The sequence below is a fragment of the Galbitalea soli genome (assembly GCF_010686725.1).
In the GTDB taxonomy this organism is placed as follows: Bacteria; Actinomycetota; Actinomycetes; order Actinomycetales; family Microbacteriaceae; genus Galbitalea; species Galbitalea soli.
Window position 1 is genome coordinate 280,041 of the sequence record NZ_JAAGWZ010000004.1, and the last position, 18,257, is coordinate 298,297.

General features: G+C 70.4%; 17 protein-coding genes. 11 read left to right on the forward strand and 6 right to left on the reverse strand.

The window, feature by feature from the left end; translation table 11 throughout:
- Positions 1 to 4 precede the first annotated feature (4 nt).
- Positions 5 to 1,156, forward strand: a complete 1,152-nt coding sequence (locus G3T37_RS13305; protein ID WP_163474368.1) for an FUSC family protein — start codon at positions 5 to 7, stop codon at positions 1,154 to 1,156.
- A 73-nt stretch (positions 1,157 to 1,229) separates the two neighbouring features.
- Here G3T37_RS13305 and G3T37_RS13310 read toward each other — a convergent pair whose 3' ends face one another.
- Positions 1,230 to 2,009, reverse strand: coding sequence for a class I SAM-dependent methyltransferase (locus G3T37_RS13310; RefSeq protein WP_163474369.1), 780 nt, complete (start codon positions 2,007 to 2,009; stop codon positions 1,230 to 1,232).
- A 267-nt stretch (positions 2,010 to 2,276) separates the two neighbouring features.
- On the opposite strand from G3T37_RS13310, the gene G3T37_RS13315 reads away from it, so the two are divergent.
- A complete protein-coding gene (locus G3T37_RS13315) occupies positions 2,277 to 3,020 on the forward strand; it encodes a phosphoglyceromutase (RefSeq protein ID WP_163474370.1) in 744 nt (247 codons plus the stop codon).
- 171 nt (positions 3,021 to 3,191) lie between these two features.
- On the opposite strand, the gene phoU is transcribed toward G3T37_RS13315, so the two are convergent.
- Positions 3,192 to 3,845, reverse strand: a complete 654-nt coding sequence (phoU, locus tag G3T37_RS13320) for a phosphate signaling complex protein PhoU (RefSeq protein ID WP_163474371.1) — start codon at positions 3,843 to 3,845, stop codon at positions 3,192 to 3,194.
- Between the two features lie 166 nt (positions 3,846 to 4,011).
- Here phoU and G3T37_RS13325 point away from each other — a divergent pair, with 166 nt between their 5' ends.
- Complete coding sequence (locus tag G3T37_RS13325; protein WP_163474372.1) at positions 4,012 to 5,166, forward strand: sensor histidine kinase; 1,155 nt, start codon at positions 4,012 to 4,014, stop codon at positions 5,164 to 5,166.
- Positions 5,163 to 5,843, forward strand: coding sequence for a response regulator (locus G3T37_RS13330; RefSeq protein ID WP_163474373.1), 681 nt, complete (start codon positions 5,163 to 5,165; stop codon positions 5,841 to 5,843). Before G3T37_RS13325 ends, G3T37_RS13330 begins: the two co-directional genes overlap by 4 nt.
- A gap of 84 nt (positions 5,844 to 5,927) precedes the next feature.
- Here G3T37_RS13330 and G3T37_RS13335 read toward each other — a convergent pair whose 3' ends face one another.
- On the reverse strand, positions 5,928 to 6,485 hold the full coding sequence (locus G3T37_RS13335; RefSeq protein WP_163474374.1) for a DNA modification methylase: 558 nt from the start codon (positions 6,483 to 6,485) through the stop codon (positions 5,928 to 5,930).
- Positions 6,486 to 6,613: 128 nt separating this feature from the next.
- On the opposite strand from G3T37_RS13335, the gene G3T37_RS13340 reads away from it, so the two are divergent.
- Genes G3T37_RS13340 through rlmB form a run of 4 tightly spaced genes read left to right on the forward strand, consistent with a single transcriptional unit; the run spans position 6,614 to position 10,711 of the window.
- Entirely contained in the window at positions 6,614 to 7,096 is a 483-nt protein-coding gene (locus G3T37_RS13340) for a CarD family transcriptional regulator (protein WP_163474375.1), read from the forward strand.
- Positions 7,093 to 8,271 (forward strand): 2-C-methyl-D-erythritol 4-phosphate cytidylyltransferase, encoded by a 1,179-nt coding sequence (gene ispD, locus G3T37_RS13345; RefSeq protein WP_163474464.1) that lies wholly within the window; start codon positions 7,093 to 7,095, stop codon positions 8,269 to 8,271. The genes G3T37_RS13340 and ispD overlap by 4 nt, the downstream gene beginning before the upstream one ends.
- A gap of 17 nt (positions 8,272 to 8,288) precedes the next feature.
- On the forward strand, positions 8,289 to 9,707 hold the full coding sequence (gene cysS, locus G3T37_RS13350; RefSeq protein ID WP_163474376.1) for a cysteine--tRNA ligase: 1,419 nt from the start codon (positions 8,289 to 8,291) through the stop codon (positions 9,705 to 9,707).
- Entirely contained in the window at positions 9,704 to 10,711 is a 1,008-nt protein-coding gene (rlmB, locus tag G3T37_RS13355; RefSeq protein WP_163474377.1) for a 23S rRNA (guanosine(2251)-2'-O)-methyltransferase RlmB, read from the forward strand. The genes cysS and rlmB overlap by 4 nt, the downstream gene beginning before the upstream one ends.
- Positions 10,712 to 10,793: 82 nt before the next feature.
- Here rlmB and G3T37_RS13360 read toward each other — a convergent pair whose 3' ends face one another.
- Positions 10,794 to 12,071 carry a DUF4032 domain-containing protein gene (locus tag G3T37_RS13360; protein ID WP_163474378.1) on the reverse strand — a complete coding sequence of 426 codons (1,278 nt, stop codon included), beginning with the start codon at positions 12,069 to 12,071 and terminating at the stop codon, positions 10,794 to 10,796.
- 32 nt (positions 12,072 to 12,103) lie between these two features.
- The gene (locus tag G3T37_RS13365; RefSeq protein WP_241732433.1) at positions 12,104 to 13,450 is read right to left on the reverse strand and encodes a cation:dicarboxylate symporter family transporter; all 1,347 of its coding nucleotides are present in this window, start codon (positions 13,448 to 13,450) and stop codon (positions 12,104 to 12,106) included.
- 165 nt (positions 13,451 to 13,615) lie between these two features.
- On the opposite strand from G3T37_RS13365, the gene G3T37_RS13370 reads away from it, so the two are divergent.
- Together G3T37_RS13370 and G3T37_RS13375 are read left to right on the forward strand one after the other, a co-directional pair.
- On the forward strand, positions 13,616 to 15,184 hold the full coding sequence (locus G3T37_RS13370) for an ATP-binding protein (RefSeq protein ID WP_163474380.1): 1,569 nt from the start codon (positions 13,616 to 13,618) through the stop codon (positions 15,182 to 15,184).
- Positions 15,181 to 15,894 carry a response regulator gene (locus tag G3T37_RS13375; RefSeq protein WP_163474381.1) on the forward strand — a complete coding sequence of 238 codons (714 nt, stop codon included), beginning with the start codon at positions 15,181 to 15,183 and terminating at the stop codon, positions 15,892 to 15,894. Before G3T37_RS13370 ends, G3T37_RS13375 begins: the two co-directional genes overlap by 4 nt.
- An 81-nt stretch (positions 15,895 to 15,975) precedes the next feature.
- Here the strand turns inward: G3T37_RS13375 and G3T37_RS13380 are convergent, their stop codons facing one another.
- Complete coding sequence (locus tag G3T37_RS13380) at positions 15,976 to 17,070, reverse strand: ABC transporter ATP-binding protein (RefSeq protein WP_163474382.1); 1,095 nt, start codon at positions 17,068 to 17,070, stop codon at positions 15,976 to 15,978.
- Between the two features lie 230 nt (positions 17,071 to 17,300).
- On the opposite strand from G3T37_RS13380, the gene G3T37_RS13385 reads away from it, so the two are divergent.
- A complete protein-coding gene (locus G3T37_RS13385; protein ID WP_163474383.1) occupies positions 17,301 to 18,236 on the forward strand; it encodes a DsbA family protein in 936 nt (311 codons plus the stop codon).
- Positions 18,237 to 18,257: the final 21 nt, after the last annotated feature.

An 18,257-nucleotide genomic window follows, 5' to 3' on the forward strand; every position in this document is an offset into this window, starting at 1 on the left:
CCCCGTGTCGGGTGACGCGACCCGGCCCGACCCCCTGCCGGCGGGTGCCGACAGGGCCACCCTGCGTCGGCTCGAACGGCGCATGTACCGGCGGCTCGACGTCATCGCCGCGTCTCGCCGACTGGTCGAGTCGATTCCCGCGACCGTGCAGATCGTCGTCGCGGTGGTCGTCAGCTACTCCTTCGCGCACTTCGTCCTCGGGCACGCGACCCCGCTGCTCTCCATCACCGTCGTCCTGACCACCCTCGGCTTCCGGCGGGACGCGCGACCGCGGCGGGTGCTCGACTCGGCGGTGGGAATCCTCGTCGGAATCGTGCTCAGCGAGCTCATGGTCGCGATCGTCGGCCACGGCGTCTGGCAGATCGCCCTCGTGCTGGCCGTCACGCTGCTCGTCGCCCGCACGCTGTCGGCGAGTGACGCGATCGCCGCGGCGGCCGGCGTGCAGGGAATGCTCGTCATGATCCTGCCGGTACCCGCCGGCGGGCCCTTCGTGCGCAGCATCGACGGTCTCGTGGGCGGCGTGGTCGCCCTCCTCGTGACCGCGCTCATTCCGCGAGACCCGCGACGGATCGCGCTCCGGGATGCCCGGGGCCTCGTCTCCGCCGTCGAACAGTCGCTCGCCTCGATGATCGAGGGCCTCCGCGACGACAGCGAGCCGGCCGCCAGCCTCGGACTGGAGCGGCTGCGCCGCACGCAGTCGCTGATCGACGACTGGAGCTCGTCGCTCGAGACCGCCATCGCCGTCGCGAGGCTCTCGCCGTTCCTGCGCCGGCACCTTCCCGCGCTGCGACGGCAGGCCGAGCTGCAGCACGCGATGGATCTCGCCGTGCGACACCTGCGGGTGATCGGCCGGCGGGTGTTCTTCCTCGTGCAGGGCGGGGGAGCCCGGCCCGAGGTGGCGGAGCTGCTGGTGCAGCTCGCGGGCGCGATCGCCGCCCTCGGAGCGACCGCGGATGCGCGCGATGCGGGGGCGCTCGCGCGGCCGAGGGGGATGCTCGAGGCGATCGCGCCGCGGCTGGACCCGGCGGTCATCCTGCCCGGAGCCCCGGTGAGCGAGGGCGTGATCGTGATGCTCGTGCGGCCGCTCGTCGTCGACCTGCTCGTCGCGACCGGCATGACGGCGGACGAGGCGAGGGAGCTGCTGCCGCCGGTGTGAGGCGGTGGTCGGCGGGCGGACGTGCCTGTCGGGCGTCGGCCGCGCGAGCGGAGGCGTGCGGGCAGTGCGCGGGTCAGGCGCTGCCGGGTGCGACGGCGGCCCAGGAGACGGTCAGCTCGCCTAGCTTCCAGCGCGTGCGACCGCCCTGTACCGGCCAGCCTTCGGCGCGCATCCCCTCGACGGTGGCGATCCAGCGCTGGGTGGGTCCGTACACCGACAGCGGCGCGCCCAGCTGCCACTGCCGGTCGAGCGCGACCAGGAACTCGTGGATGCGCTCACCCGGCACGTTGCGGTGGATCAGCGCCTTCGGAAGCCGCTCGGCGACGATCGAGGGGCGCTCGAGTTCGGCGAGTCGAAGGCTCACCGTGAAGGTCTGCGGCCCCGCCGCGTCGAGGGTGACCCAGCTGCTCACCCGACCCACCTCGTCGCAGGTGCCCTCGACCACGGCGCCCCCGGGCTCGATGCGGTCGAGCATCCGACGCCACGCGCTCGCGACCTCGGACTCGTCGTATTGCCGCAGCACGTTGAAGGCGCGGATGATCGTCGCCCGCCGCCCGCCATCGAGCGGCACCTCGAAGCCGCCCAGCCGGAAGCTCACACCGGGCCGCGCCGACAGCGACGCGCGACGCACCCGCTCGGGGTCGATCTCGATCCCGACCACCTCGACGTCGGGGCGCACGCGGGCGAGCCGATCGTGGAGCTCCAGCGCGGTCGTCGCGCTCGCCCCGTACCCGAGGTCGACGACGAGCGGATGATCGGCCGCACGCAGTGCGGGCAACGCCGCCACCCAGCGATCCACCCGCCGCAGCCGGTTGACCCCGGTCGTGCCCCGGGTGATCCGCCCCTCCGCCATGAGTCATTCCTACCGCACGCGCCGCGGGCGCCCCGCCCCCGCCCCGCCCCCGCGCTTCCCCCTCCGCCCTTCCCTCCGCGAGTTGGCACTTTTTGTGCAACTTGGTGCGGCTCAGGCCGATTTGCGCCAACACCTCCCGCGCGGCGACGGAAGTTGCACAAATTTGTCCCACGAAACGAGGGTGCAGGCGAAGGGCGGCCGCGGGCGCGGCCGCGACCGCCGCAGCCGCGCCCGGCCCACCCGCGCGCGGTGGATAAACTTGTGCGCATGACCTCGACGCTCATCCTCCTTCGCCACGGCAACTCCGACTGGAACCAGAAGAACCTCTTCACGGGCTGGGTGGATGTTCGCCTCAGCGATCAGGGCGTCGCCGAGGCCACCCGTGCCGGCGAGTTGCTCGCCGAGTCCGGCCTGGGGCCGCAGGTTCTGTACACGAGCGTGCTGACGCGCGCCATCCAGACCGCCAACCTCGCCCTCGAGGTCGCCGACCGTCTCTGGATCCCGGTCAAGCGGTCCTGGCGTCTCAACGAGCGTCACTACGGTGCGCTGCAGGGCCTCGACAAGGCGGAGACGCTCGAGAAGTACGGTCCCGAGAAGTTCCAGGAGTGGCGACGCTCCTTCGACGTGCCCCCGCCCGTGCTCGACGACGACGCCGAGTACAGCCAGGTGCACGACGAGCGCTACGTCGGCATCGACGGCGAGATTCCGCGCACCGAGTCGCTCAAGCTCGTGATCGACCGCATGCTTCCCTACTGGGAGTCCGACATCACGAAGGATCTCGCCGAGGGCAAGACCGTGCTCGTGACGGCGCACGGCAACTCGCTGCGCGCGCTCGTGAAGCACCTCGACGGAATCAGCGACGCCAATATCGCCGAGCTCAACATCCCCACGGGCATCCCGCTCGTGTACCAGCTCGACGACGAGTTCCGGCCGACGGGGCCCGGCGCCTACCTCGACCCGGAGGCCGCCGCCGCGGGTGCCGCCGCCGTCGCCGCCCAGGGAAAGAAGTAGCCGCGCCGCGCGGACGCCAGGCGCGCGCCACCGGCCGACGCTGCGGCGCCGCGCTGGGCAAGCAGTAGCGGCGCGGCACCCGCCGGGATCCAGCGGGCTACGTGTCCGCCGGGATCAGCGGGTTGCGCGTCCGTCGGGATCAGCGGGTTGCGCGTCCGTCGGGATCAGCCGCTACGCGTCCGCCGGGATCCAGTCGCCCGTAGCGAGGTACTGAACCTTCTTGGCGATCGAGACCGCGTGGTCGGCGAAGCGCTCGTGATAGCGCGAGGCGAGCGTCGCGTCGACGGTGTCGATCGCCTCGCCCTTCCAGGTCTCGCCCAGCACCTTGTCGAAGACGCTGAGATGCAGCGCGTCGACCTTGTCGTCGGTGTTGCGGATGTCCTCCGCAATGGCCACGTCCTCCGACTTGAGCAGCTCGACGAGCTTGCGGGCGATCTCCACGTCGAGTGCCCCCATGCTGGCGAAGGTGGGGCGCAGGCTCTTCGGGACGACCTTGTCGGGGAAGCGGTAGCGCGCGAGCTGGGCGATGTGCTCGGCCATGTCGCCCATTCGCTCGAGGGAGGCGCTGATGCGGAGGGCCGAGACGACGATCCGGAGGTCGCGGGCGACGGGCTGCTGGCGGGCGAGGATGTTGATGGCCAGTTCGTCGAGTTCCTGGGCCGCTGCGTCGATCTTGTCGTCGTCGGCGATCACGCTCTCCGCGAGGGAGACGTTCGACTCGTTGAAGGCGCGGGTGGCGTTCTCGATCGAGACGGCGACGAATCCCGAGATCTCGACGAGCCGCTCCTGCACCTCGCGCAGTTCCTGCTGGAATACCTCGCGCATGTCCCACGTCCTTTTCTCGCGGGCATGGCGAAGCCCGCGCAGTTGAAGCCACACTGCCGCCGACAGGTTAACGGTGGATGGACGACCGCTGAACTTTGTGCGAAGCAAGGCCATCACGCCGTAAGACCCCTCAGCGGGCCCTCAAGTTGTAACTAATCTAGTCGCTATGGACTCCGCAACGCTGGTGCCCCTCGCGCTCGCGTTCGGCGCACTCGTCGGGGCGGCGGTCACAACCGTCATCGTGCTCGCGCACCGGCGCGGTCAGCGGGCCGCCGCGGTCGCGACCCCCTCTGTGCCCGACGGCGTCGATCAGGTGCTGGATGCCCTGGAGTCGGCCGGCGTCGTCCTCGACCCGTCCAACGTGGTCGTCAAGGCCTCACCGGGCGCGGTTGCCTTCGGCCTCGTGCTGGGTCGCGCGCTCGTGCACGCCGAACTCCTCGACATGGTCGACCGCGTGCGGCGTGACGGCGAGGCGATCGAGCAGGAGGTCGACCTCGCGCGCGGACCCTTCGGCGACGCCCACATGTACCTCTTCGTGCGGGTCGCGCGACTCGGCGCGCGCTACGTGCTGCTCGTGGCGGAGGACCGCACCGAGAGCTACCGGCTCGACTCGGTGCGGCGCGATTTCGTCGCCAACATCAGCCACGAGTTGAAGACGCCCATCGGCGCGGTCGGTCTGCTCGCGGAGGCCCTGTCGAGCGCCTCCGACGACCCCGAGCAGGTGCGCAAGTTCGCGAAGCGCCTCACGAAGGAGGCCGAGCGCCTCGCCCGCATCACGCAGGAGATCATCGAGCTCTCCCGACTGCAGGCGGCGGATGCCCTGTCCAAACCTGATCTCGTCGACATCGACGACGTCGTCTCGCTCGCCATCGACCAGAACCACGTCGTGGCCGAGGCCGAGAACATCCAGCTCGTCCGCGGGGGAGACAAGCACGTGCGCGTCTTCGGCGATGAGGCGCTGCTCGTCGTCGCCCTCCACAACCTCATCGCGAACGCGATCCAGTACTCACCGCAGAACTCCCGTGTCGGCATCGGCGTCAACTGCACCGACGGCGTGGTCGAGATCGCGGTCACCGACCAGGGCATCGGTATTCCTGAGGAGGAACGCGAGCGCGTGTTCGAGCGCTTCTTCCGCGTGGATCCGGCGCGCAGCCGCCACACCGGTGGCTCCGGTCTCGGCCTCAGCATCGTCAAGCACGTGGTGCAGAACCACGGCGGCGACGTTCGCGTGTGGTCGCAGCCGGGCCGCGGCTCCACCTTCACCATTCGACTTCCCGAGGCGACCGGCGCCTCAGCACTCACTCTCGGAGCGGAACTGTGACCAGAATCCTCATCGTCGAAGACGAGCCCGCGCTCAGCGAGCCGCTCGCATTCCTCCTCGGGCGGGAGGGGTACGAGACGACGGTCGTCGCCGACGGGCTGTCGGCGGTCGCCGAGTTCGAGCGCAACGGCAGCGACCTCGTGCTGCTCGACCTGATGCTGCCCGGGATGCCCGGAACCGAGGTGTGCCGTGAGATCCGAAGCCGGTCATCCGTGCCGATCATCATGCTGACGGCGAAGGACAGCGAGATCGACATCGTGGTCGGGCTCGAGCTGGGGGCGGACGACTACGTGACCAAGCCGTACTCGACCCGGGAACTGCTCGCGCGCATCCGCGCGATTCTGCGCCGCCGCGTCGAGGACGACGTCGAGGGGGAGTCGGTGCTGGAGGCGGGCACCGTGCGCATGGACGTGGAGCGTCACACGGTGACGGTTGGCGGCCGCGAGACGGCGATGCCGCTCAAAGAATTCGAGCTGCTCGAGGTGCTGCTGCGCAACGCGGGACGCGTGCTGACCCGCGGCCAGCTGATCGACCGCGTGTGGGGCGCCGATTACTACGGCGACACGAAGACGCTCGACGTGCACATCAAGCGGATTCGGTCGCGGATCGAGGCGACGCCGTCGGAACCGACGATGCTCGTCACCGTGCGGGGACTGGGCTATCGCTTCGAGGCCTGACGCGCCGCGCCGGCACGACCGAGACCGGCAGAACCGAGAACGACACAGCCCCGCCCGACGAGCGATCCGCGCCGCGATGACCGCCTAGTTGTTGGCCGGCTTGGCGGTGTCGGTCGGCTTCGGCGTCGGCGCCGCGGTGGTCGGCACCGGGGTCGGCGTGGGCGTCGGCGTGAGGTGGCTGTAGTACGGCTCGGTGCCGTCGAGCACGGGCACCTCGATCTTCTTGCCGCTCTGGTCGCCGTACTGCACGAAGAGCTTCAGGAGCGCACCCGCCTCGACGTGCGCGCCGGTCAGCACGAGCTGGGGCACCCCCGGGTCGCCGAGCGAGACGGTGCCGCCGGCCGGAATGCTGATGGTCTTCGTGACCGGGGTGCCGGGAACGGAGTCGTTGTCGGTGTACTGCACGTTCACCACTTCGGGGGAGTCGCCCGTGTTGATGAAGACGCCGTTGAGCGAGGCATCCACGCTGTCGGGGCTGATGGCGAAGGCGTTGCGGATCTCGATGTCGCCGACCGTCGCGCTGAAGCCGTCGCTCGCGTCGTAGGGGTTCAGGGTGGCCTGCGGGGTGATGAACGTGCACCCGGCGGTCAGCAGCGAGACGCCCACAACCAGTAGCGCGGATGCCGCGATGCGTGCCTTCACGAGACCTCCAGTACAACGAAAACAGTCGTGGGACTAGCCTAGCCAACCGCCGCTGGAGCGCCAGCTTAGGGCACCCTTAGTTAACGCCCGCTGTGATAAACTTGAGACCTTGGAAGGGACACTTGGGCATGCTTTTTGAGGTCGGCGAGACGGTCGTTTACCCTCACCACGGTGCGGCAACCATCATCGAGGTCAAGACTCGCGTCATCAAGGGCGAGGAGAAGCTCTACCTCAAACTGAACGTCACCCAGGGCGACCTCACGATCGAGGTTCCGGCCGAGAACGTCGACCTGGTCGGGGTGCGCGACGTCATCGGTCGCGAGGGTCTCGATCGCGTCTTCGAGGTGCTTCGCGCTCCGTTCACCGAGGAGCCGACCAACTGGTCGCGCCGGTTCAAGGCCAATCTCGAGAAGCTCGCCTCCGGCGACGTGATCAAGGTCTCCGAGGTGGTGCGCGACCTGTGGCGCCGCGACCAGGATCGCGGATTGTCCGCGGGCGAGAAGAGGATGCTCGCGAAGGCGCGGCAGATCCTCACCTCGGAGCTGGCGCTCGCTGAGAAGACGGACGAGGAGAAGGCGGCAAGCCTGCTCGACGAGGTGCTCGCCTCCTGAACGTCCGGGGCACGACGCCGGATGTCTCCGTCGCGGTGATCGTCGTTGCCGCGGGGAGCGGCAGCAGACTCGGGGCGTCGGAGCCCAAGGCATTCGTCGCGCTCCACGGGCGCAGCATCCTCGAGCGCTCGCTCGATGCCGTGTTCGGCATGGCCGAGCTCGCCCAGGTCATCGTGGTGGTGCCCGAGTCCCATCGTTCGCGCGCCGAGGCGATCGTCGCGCCCGCCGACCCGCGGCTCGTCACGGTCACGGTCGGCGGCACCACCCGCCAGGGTTCGGTCGCCGCCGGTCTCGCGCAGCTGCGTCCCGGCATCGAGGTCGTCCTCGTCCATGACGCGGCGCGGCCGCTGACGGCCCCGGCGCTGTTCGACACGGTGGTGCGACTCGTGCGCTCGAGCGGCGACGGCGTCGTTCCGGGCCTCGCCGTCGTCGACACGCTCAAGCAGGTCGACGCGGATTTCGTCACCGCGACGGTGGATCGCTCGCGACTCTCCGCGGTCGCGACGCCGCAGGGCTTCCCCGCCGCGGCGCTCCTCGCCGCCTACGCGGAGGCTCGCGACGACCACACCGACGACGCGGCGCTCTTCGCGGCCGCCGGTCACCGCGTGCGCGTGGTCGAGGGCGACCCGCGCGGCTTCAAGATCACCACTCCCTGGGATCTGCGCCGGGCGGAGCAGCTCCTCGGCGAGACCGATGCGCACGCGGCCGCGGCCACCCGCACCGGCATTGGCATCGACGTGCACGCCTTCGACGAGGGCGCGCCGCTCTGGTTGGGCGGCGTGTTCTGGCCCGACGAAGCCGGGCTGGCGGGCCACAGCGACGGCGACGCCGTCGCGCACGCGATCTGCGACGCCCTCCTCTCGGCCGCCGGCCTCGGCGACATCGGATCACGCTTCGGCACGGATGACCCGCGCTTCGCCGGCGCCCACGGCGAGGTGTTCCTGTCTGAGACCGTCGCCCTCGTGCACGGAGCCGGATTCCGCATCCTGAACGTCGTGGTGCAGGTGGTGGCGCGCGCACCGCGCTTCGCACCCCGGCGCGCGGAGGTGGAGGCGCGGCTCAGCGAACTCGTCGGAGCGCCCGTCAGCGTCTCCGCCACCACGAGCGATGGGCTGGGGTTCACCGGCCGCGGCGAGGGCGTCGCCGCCATCGCCACGGCCCTGCTGGGCGGCTGACTCGCTAAACTCGCGAGGTGACTATCCGGCTCTACGACACCAAGGCGCAAGCGCTCACCGATTTCGTCCCGCTCGTTCCGGGCAAGGTCGGTCTGTACGTGTGCGGCCCCACGGTGCAGTCGTCGCCGCACATCGGTCACCTTCGCTCCGCCCTCGTCTACGACCTGTGGCGCCGCTGGCTGGGCTACCGCGGTTTCGACGTGACTCTCGTGCGCAACGTCACCGACATCGACGACAAGATCCTCGTGAACGCCGCGGGCTCGACCGAGCAGTGGTGGGCGCTCGCGTACCGGTACGAGCTGGAGTTCACCCGCGCGTACCAGCGGCTGGGCATCCTCGCCCCCAGCTACGAGCCCAGAGCGACCGCGAGCATCACGCAGATGCAGGAGATCATCGCGCGCCTCATCGAGCGCGGCCACGCCTACCCGGCCGACGACGGCTCGGGCGACGTCTACTTCGACACCGCGAGCTGGCCCGCCTACGGCGAGCTGACCCGGCAGCGGCCCGCCGACATGGTGGCCGCGGCGGACGCGGACCCGCGCGGCAAGCGCGCCCCGCAGGACTTCGCGCTCTGGAAGGCGACGAAGGCCGATGAGCCCGAGTCGGCATCGTGGCCCTCCCCCTGGGGCGCCGGGCGGCCCGGCTGGCACATCGAGTGCTCGGCCATGTCGTCGCGGTACCTCGGCGCCCACTTCGACATTCACGGCGGGGGCCTCGACCTGCGATTCCCGCACCACGAGAACGAGATCGCGCAGTCGACCGCCGCGGGCGACGCCTTCGCGAACTACTGGGTGCACAACGGCCTGGTCAACGTGAACGGGCAGAAGATGTCGAAGTCGCTCGGCAACTCGATCTACGCGGCCGAGTTCCTCGACCTCGCCCGCCCGCTCGCCATCCGCTACTACCTCGCGGCCGCGCACTACCGCTCCACCATCGACTACCACGACGGCGCGCTCGACGAGGCGGATGCCGCCCTCGAGCGCATCGAGGGCTTCCTCGTGCGGGTGACCCGCCGTCTCGCCGACACGCGCTTCGCCGGCAGCGGCGCCCAGGTGGTGCCGCAGGAGTTCGCCGAGGCGATGGATGACGACCTCTCGATCCCGCAGGCGCTCGCCGTGCTGCACGACCGGGTGCGCGCCGGCAATGCGGCCCTCGACGGCGAAGACCTCGCGATGGCGGCCCAGCTCCGCGGCGAGGTCTCGGCGATGGCCGAGGTGCTCGGCATCGATCCGCTCGCGCCCGAGTGGCGGCAGTCCGCGCAGGCGCCGACCGACCGCGCCCTCACAGCCCTGGTCGAGCGGCTCATCGCCGACCGTGAACAGGCGAGGAGCGACCGCGACTTCGTGGCCGCCGACCGCATCCGTGATGAACTGGCAGAGGCGGGCATCACGCTCGAAGACTCGCCCACGGCGACCCATTGGAGCATCGAACAGTGAAAAGCCCAGGCAACAAGCCGCGCGCGGGTGCCGTGCGCAAGTCCCGCAAGGGACCCCAGGTCGGCTCCGGCGGACAGGGCCGCCAGGCCCTCGAGGGCAAGAAGCCCACGCCGAAGGCGGAGGACCGGCCCTACCACCCCGCCGGCAAGCGCAAGGCCGCGGCCGAGCGCTACGAGGCGGCGGGCGGTCGCGGGCGTCGGCCCGCGCAGTCGTCCGCACCCGACTCCCGGCCCCGTCGCAGTCCCAAGTCCTCGGACGAGAGCGAGGTCGTGACCGGCCGCAACTCCGTCGTCGAGGCGCTGCGCGCCCGCATCCCGGCGACCGCGCTGTACGTGGCGACGCGCATCGAGGTGGATGACCGGGTCAAGGAGGCCCTGAACCTCGCCAACTCGCGCGGCATCCCCGTGCTCGAGGTCATGCGTCCCGAACTGGACCGCCTGGCAGGCTTCGACTCCGTGCACCAGGGCCTCGCGCTCAAGGTGCCGCCGTACGAGTACGCGCACCCCACCGAGCTGCTCGACCGCGTGATCGGACGCGGCCAGAAGCCGCTGTTCGTGGCGCTGGACGGCATCACCGACCCGCGCAACCTGGGGGCGATCATCCGCTCGGTCGCCGCCTTCGGTGGCCAGGGCGTGATCGTGCCGCAGCGGCGTTCGGTCGGCCTCACCGCGTCGGCGTGGAAGACCTCGGCGGGTGCGGCGGCCCGCACGCCCGTGGCCATGGCGCCGAACCTCGTGCAGACGCTCAAGGCGTTCAAGGAGCGCGGTGTGTTCGTGCTCGGTCTCGACGGGGGCGGCGATGTGCAGCTGCCCGCGCTCGAACTCGCGAACGAGCCGGTGCTGCTGGTCGTCGGCAGCGAGGGCAAGGGTCTGTCGCGATTGGTGACGGAGACCTGCGACGCCGTCGTGTCGATCCCGATCTCGGCCTCGACGGAGTCGCTCAACGCCGGAATCGCGGTGAGCGTCGCCCTCTACGAGGTGTCGAAGCGCCGCGCCGCGCGCTGACCCGGCCGCACCGGGCACCGCGCGTGCCGGCCCCACCGGGCACCGCGCGCACTCACGCGGCCCCGCGCCGGGCGCCTCGCGCCTAGACCTTGAGGCGCCAGTCGTCCTCGTCGACGACCGCGGTCGGCAGCGTGATCGCCTCCGTCAGCGGGTTGATGACGGTCGCCTCGTCGCGCCGGTGCCGCAGCACGGTGTCGACGTAGGAGTTCAGCGCCTCGGCCAGCGGCACGTCGCGCTTCTCTCGCTGCGACATGTACCAGCGGTGCTCGAGCAGCTGGTGGAACACCTCGGCGGGCTCGAGCTTGCCCCGCAGATCGCGCGGGATCGCCCGGATGACCGGCTCGAACACCTTCGCCAGCCACTCGTGCGCGATCATCTCCTCGTCGACGTCCTTCTTGCCGAAGGTGACGGCGTAGGAGTCGAGGTCGTTGAGCAGGCGGCGCGCCTGGTTCTCCTGGGCGTCCAGCCCGGTGAGCCGCAGCAGGCGACGCGAATGGTGCCCCGCATCCACGACCTTCGGCTGGATCCGCACCTGAGTGCCCGTCTCGTCGGTCTTGATCGCGAGCTCCTCGATGTCGAACCCGAGGTTGTTGAGCCGCTCGACGCGCTGGTTGATGCGCCAGCGCTCCGACTGGTCGAACTCCTCGGCCCCGGTGAGCTCCTTCCAGAGGCTGCGGTACGCGGCGACGATCCCGTTGCTGATGTCGACCGGGTCGATGTCGTCTTCGAGCCGTCCGCCCGCCTGCAGGTCGAGCAGCTCGCCCGCGATGTTCACCCGGGCGATCTCGAGATCGTTCTCGCGCTGCCCGTTGGAGAGGCCGTCGTAGAGCTGACCCGTCTCCGCGTCGACGAGGTAGGCGGCGAACGCACCCGCGTCGCGACGGAACAGGGTGTTGGAGAGCGACACGTCGCCCCAGAAGAAACCGACGATGTGCAGGCGCACGAGCAGCACGGCCAGCGCGTCGACGAGGCGGGTGGCGGTGTCGGGCCGGAGGCTCTGCGAGTAGAGCGCCCGGTACGGCAGGGAGAACTTCAGATGGCGGGTCACGAGCACGGACTCGAGGGGTTCGCCCGTGTGCGAGGTGCGATTGGTGATCACCGCGACGGGGTCGACGCAGGGGATCTCCAGGCGCTGCAGAGTGCGCAGCATCTCGTACTCGCGACGGGCGAACTCCGCCGACGTCTCCTTGATCGCGATCACGTAGCCGCCGAGGTGGGCGAACCGCACCAGGTGCCGCGAGATGCCCTTCGGCAGGGCCGCGATCGAATCGTCGGGCCAGTTCTCCAGCGGAAGCTCCCAGGGGAGGTCGAGGAGGGCCGGGTCGACGATGGCCGAGGTGATGTTCAGTGAGCCGCTCATGGTGGTTCTGAGCCTAGCCGTCGGCCGGATGATCAGGCAGGCCCGACCCCGCTGCGCTCCAGCCGCACCGGCTCAGCGGGCCCGCCGTGGCCACCGTCCGCGCCGATCGTCGCCTCGTCGAAGGGGCGCTCACCGCTCAGCACCGCGCGGGCCTGCGCCGCATCGAGCTGCTGCGTCCAGCGACCGATGAGCACCGTGGCGACCGCGTTGCCGGTGAAGTTGGTGAGCGCGCGGGCCTCCGACATGAAGCGGTCGATGCCGACGATGACGCCGACCCCGTTGACGAGGTCGGGGCGGTAGGTCTGCAGTCCGCCGGCGAGGGTCGCGAGCCCCGCCCCCGTCACGCCCGCGGCGCCCTTCGAGGCGATGATCATGAAGGCGAGCAGGCCGATCTGCGCACCCAGCTCCATCGGCTTGCCCATCGCGTTGGCGATGAAGAGCGACGCCATCGTGAGGTAGATCGCCGTGCCGTCGAGGTTGAACGAGTACCCGGTCGGCACGGTGATGCCCACGACCGACTTGGCCACGCCGAGGTGCTCCATCTTGGCGATGAGCCGGGGCAGCGCGGCCTCCGAAGAGGAGGTGCTCACGATGAGCAGGTACTCACGGCCGAGGTAGCGCATGAGGGAGAAGATGCTGACTCCCGTCGCGAGCCGCAGCAGCACGCCGAGCACGACGACGATGAACAGGATGCACGTGACGTAGAACCCGACCAGCAGGGTCGCGAGGCTCAGCAGCGCCCCCGGCCCGGTGCTGCCGACCACGGCCGCGATCGCACCGAACGCGCCGAGCGGCGCGAGCCACAGGATCATCCCGAGCACCCGGAAGACGAGCGCCTGGAGGCTGCGGATGGCGTCGAGGATGCCCCGGCCGCGCTCGCCGAGCCCCTGCAGCGCGAAGCCCGCGAGGAGGGCGACGAGGAGCACCTGGAGGATGCTGCCGGAGGTGAACGCCGAGAACAGGGTCACGGGGATGATGCCGAGGATGAAGTCGGTCGTGGTCGTCGGCTCGCCCGCCGCCGTGTAGCTCGCCCCGCTGATGTTCAACCCCGCGCCCGGGTGGAGCAGGTTGCCGACGAGGAGCCCGATGCCGAGGGCGAAGGTCGACATGATGAGGAAGTAGAGGATCGCGAGGCCGCCGATGCGCCCGACAGTCGCGGCCTTGGCGATCGACCCGACGCCGATCACGATGGTGCAGAAGATCACCGGCGTGATCATCATCTTGATGAGAGCCACGAAGCCCTTGCCGATCGGGTCGAGCGTCACCGCGAAGCCGGGGGCGGCGATGCCGACGATCGCGCCGGCGATCACAGCCACGATCACGGCCAGGTAGAGGTAGTGGTTGCGGCCGAGGTGTCGGCGCGTGGAACTGGTCACCATGGATATGGTCTCCTGTCTGGGGAACGTCATTGTTTCCGCCCGCGAGTGGGGTTGTCCCCAGCGTGCGGGGACGGCACTATTGGGCACCACTTGTGGTCATACTGATCACGGCACGAGGGGGTGAGAATGGCACGGAACGGGCGGCGGTGGAGCATCGCCAGTCATGTGTTCGTCATCCAGCTCCTCGCCGTGGTCGTGGTGAGCGGATGCCTCACCCTCGCCCTCTGGCTGGAGACCTCGCTCTCGGCGCAGGAGCGCGCCACCCAGCTGAGTCTCGCCGTGACGAACACGCTCGCGCGGGACCCGACCGTGATCGCGGCGGTGCAGGGCCCGGACCCGACGACCGCGCTCGAGTCGTACACGCTCACGGTGTCGCGCGCGACGGGCGTCGACTTCATCACGATCATGTCGCCGCGGGGCATCCGCTTCACGCACCCCGACCCGGCCCAGATCGGTCGGCACTTCCTCGGCACGATCAGCGCGGCGCAGCGCGGTCGCACGATCACCGAGACCTTCACCGGCACCCTCGGGCCCTCGGTGCGGGCCGTCGTGCCGATCGAGTCGGGCGGGCGGGTGGTCGGCATCGTCTCGGCCGGGGTCACGCTCGACCGGGTCGCCGCCTCGCTCGCGCCGCGCATCCCGCTGGTCTTCGCGCTCGCCGTGGTGCTCGTGCTCATCGGCAGCCTCGCCGCCGTGCTCGCCCGGCGGTTCCTGCGGCGGGTGACCGGATCGATGAGTCCCGCCGAACTCACGCGCATGGTCGCCTACTACCAGTCGGTGCTGCACTCGGTGCAGGAGGGGCTGATCCTCGCCGATACCCGCGGCCGCGTCGTGCTCTACAACGACGAGGCCGCCGAGCTGCTCGAACTGCCTCCGGCGACGGATGACCTCCGCCCGATCGCGACCGCCGAGCTCCACCTTCCCGACTCCATCGCCGCCCTCCTCGTCTCCGGCGCACGCGCGGTCGAGGAGGTGCACGTGGCCGGCGACCGGGTGCTCGTGGTGAACCAGGAACCGGCGACCCCCGCCGGCGACGCGCGACAGGCGCCCGTCGGCACCTTCATGACCCTTCGCGACCGCACCGAGGTGCAGCGGCTGAGCGGGGAGCTGGCCTCGGTGCGAACCCTCAGCGAGGCGCTTCGTGCGCAGACGCACGAGCACGCCAACCGGCTGCACACCATCGTGTCGCTGCTCGAACTGGGGCGAACCGAGCAGGCGATCGAGCTCATCGGTCAGCAGGTGGAGGTGAGCCAGTCGCTCGCCGACGAGCTGCTCGGCGCGGTGGGGGAGCCCGCGCTCGCGGCGCTCCTGCTGGGCAAGGTCGCGCAGGCGGCGGAGCGCGGGATCACGCTCGAGGTGGACCTCGGCGAGGGGGTGGCCGCGGCGCCCCTGTCGGCCGCGGAGCTCGTCTCGGTGGTGGGCAATCTGGTCGACAACGCGCTCGACGCGGCGGCCGCCGGCAGTCCGCCCGCCTGGGTGCGGGTCACGGCGCGGGGGATCGGCGACCGCCAGGAGCTCTCGGTGGAGGACTCCGGCGCGGGGCCCGAGCCCCGGGTCGCCGACCGCATCTTCGACCGGGGCGTGACCACGAAACCGGCCGACGAGCGCGGGCGCGGCATCGGGCTCGCGCTCGCGCGCGGCATCGTCGAGTCCCACCACGGTGCGCTGCGGGTCGAGACCGCACCGCATACGAGGTTCGTCGCCGAGTGGCCGACCCCCGGACGGCCCGGATGACCGGCGCAGGCGGCCCCGTCCGGGTCCTCGTCGTCGACGACGACCCGGTCGCCGCCGAAGCGCACGCGGCCTACATCGCCCGCATCGACGGTTGCGCGGTGGTCGGCGTCGCGGGCACGCTCGCCGCCGCCGCGCACGCGATCCGGCGTGCGGCGGAGATGGGCGACGCGGGCCCCATCGACCTCGTGCTGCTCGATCTCACGCTGCCGGACGGCCACGGCGTCGACCTCGTCCGGCGGTTGCGCGCGGCCGGGCTCGGCGTCGACATCATCGCGATCACCGCCGTGCGCGACCTCGAGGTCGTGCGTGCGGCCCTCTCCGTGGGGATCGCGCAGTACCTCATCAAGCCGTTCAGCTTTGCGACGTTCCGGGCGAAGATCGAGGCCTATCTGGATTACCGGCGGCGGTCATCCGTCACCGGGGCCTTCGCCGACCAGGCCGAGGTCGACGGCATGCTCGCCTCCCTGCGCCCCGCGTCTCCCGCCGCGCTGCCGAAGGGTCTCACGGCGGAGACCCTCGCCGGCGTCGTCGCCGAGTTGCGCGCGGCGGCGGAGGCGCGGTCGGCGGCCGAGGTGGCGGAGTCGCTCGGGCTCTCGCGGGTCACCGCGAGGCGCTATCTGGAGCACCTGGCGAACGCCGGTCGGGCGGGTCGTGCGCCGCGCTACGGCACCCCGGGCCGCCCGGAGCTGGAGTATCGCTGGCTTAACTGACGGCGCCCGCCGGCCGGATCTGGTCCGACCGACGGGCGTCGATCATGCGGGGCGGCGGAGCCGCCCGACGGGTGAAGCGGCTCAGGCGATGACGGCCTCGCCGACGCGGGCGCCGGACTCGACGTCGAAGAGGTGCAGGTGCCCTTCCTTCGGCGTGATGTAGACCTTGTCACCGGCGTTCGGGTGCGAACGGCCGTCGACGCGCACGCACAGGTCGACGCGCGCCCCGGCGATGTCGGAGTGGCCGTACAGGTTGCCGTCGGCGCCGAGCTCCTCGATCACGTCGACCTCGACCGGGAGGCCGTCGCCGGAGGTGGCGACCGTGACGTCCTCGGGGCGGATGCCGACCGTGACCTTCTTGCCGGAGATGCCGGCGAGCGTGGCGCGGTCGATGGCGACCGGGTGGTTGCCGAACATGACGCCCGCGTCGGTGAGGTCGGCCTGGAACAGGTTCATGGCCGGGCTGCCGATGAAGCCGGCGACGAAGACGTTGTTCGGGCGCTCGTAGAGGTCACGAGGGGTTCCGACCTGCTGCAGCACGCCGTCCTTGAGCACCGCGATGCGGTCGCCCATGGTCAGCGCCTCCGTCTGGTCGTGAGTCACGTAGACGGTGGTGACGCCGAGGCGGCGCTGCAGCGAGGCGATCTGCGTACGGGTCTGCACGCGGAGCTTCGCGTCGAGGTTCGAGAGCGGCTCATCCATGAGGAAGACCTGGGGCTGGCGGACGATGGCGCGACCCATCGCGACGCGCTGACGCTGGCCACCGGAGAGCGCCTTCGGCTTGCGGCCGAGGTAGGGCTCCAGGTCGAGCAGCTTGGCCGCTTCCAGCACGCGGGTGGCGCGCTCGTCCTTGTTGACGCCGGCGATCTTGAGCGCGAAGCCCATGTTCTCGGCGACCGTCATGTGCGGGTACAGCGCGTAGTTCTGGAAGACCATCGCGATGTCGCGATCCTTCGGCGGGACGTCGGTCACGTCGCGGTCGCCGATGAGGATGCGTCCGTCGTTGACCTCTTCGAGGCCGGCGAGCATGCGCAGGGTGGTCGACTTGCCACAGCCCGACGGGCCGACCAGAACGAGGAACTCGCCATCGGCGACCTCGAGGTCGATGGCGTCGACGGCCGGGCGGGTGGAGCCCGGGTAGAGGCGGGTGGCCTTGTCGAAAGTTACAGATGCCATTGTTTTCTTATCTCCTTCACCGGCAGGTACGTGCCGGACGATCCGTAGTGAATGGACGATGCGCGAGCGCATCAAGGGTCATTATGTCACTCGCTCTGGGGTAAGGGGCAACCGGGGTCTTCGTGACCGTTCCCAGTTTGTCCGCCTACTATCGTTGAGGGTTCGATGCGCACGCATGATCGTGCGCCGTATCTTTCAGGCCAGAGGGCCGGCAATGTGAGTGAGGTTCCATGAGCAACGGCGACACCGCCGACGATGGCGCCACCACCAATGAGCGTCGTGAGGCAGCACGTGAGAAGGCTCGCGCGCTGCGCCTGCAGCATAAGAAGAAGGAACGCCGCAATCGCTGGCTGATCCAGGGCGGCATCGCCGCCGTCGTGATCGCCGCGCTCGTGATCGTGGCCTTCGTGGTCGTGGGGGCGAACCGTCCCGTCGGTGCCGGTCCGCTCAACATGCAGAGCGACGGCATCACCCTGACCAAGACGAACGTCGCGGTCGGCACTCCCGCGATCCCTGCCGGGGGAGACCCCGTGCCGACGGTGCGCGACAAGAAGTCGAGCGTCGTGACGATCCGCATCTACCTCGACTACGACTGCCCCATCTGCCGCGACTTCGAGAAGGGCAACGCGACCCAAATCGCGGGGCTGCTCTCCAGCGGCGCGGCGACGATCGAGATCCACCCCATCGCGATCCTCGACCACCTCTCGCAGGGCACCCGCTATTCCTCCCGCGCCGCGAACGCCGCGGCCTGCGTGGCGAACTACTCGCCGGGCGATTTCTGGGCGTTCAACCGCGCGATGTACGCGAGCCAGCCGGCCGAGAACACCTCGGGGCTCACCGATCAGCGCATCACCTCGATCGTGCGCGGGGCGGGCGTGAAGAACATGGACAGCATCGCCTCCTGCATCGCCCAGGAGAAGTTCAAATCGTGGGTCACGGCGGCCACCGACCGGGCGACCGCGGGGCCGCTGCCGGATTCGAGCGTCAAGAAGCTCGCCGGCACCCCGACGATCCTCGTCAACGGCCTGCAGTACACCGCCAGCAACTGGGGCAGCGCGGCCGACTTCGCCGCCTTCGTGGTGCAGGTCGCGGGCCAGTCGTTCAACGAGAACTCGACGGCGACCCCCACGCCCACGGCGACTCCGACGCCCGCGCCGACCAAGTAACCGCGGGGCTCGCGCGCATCC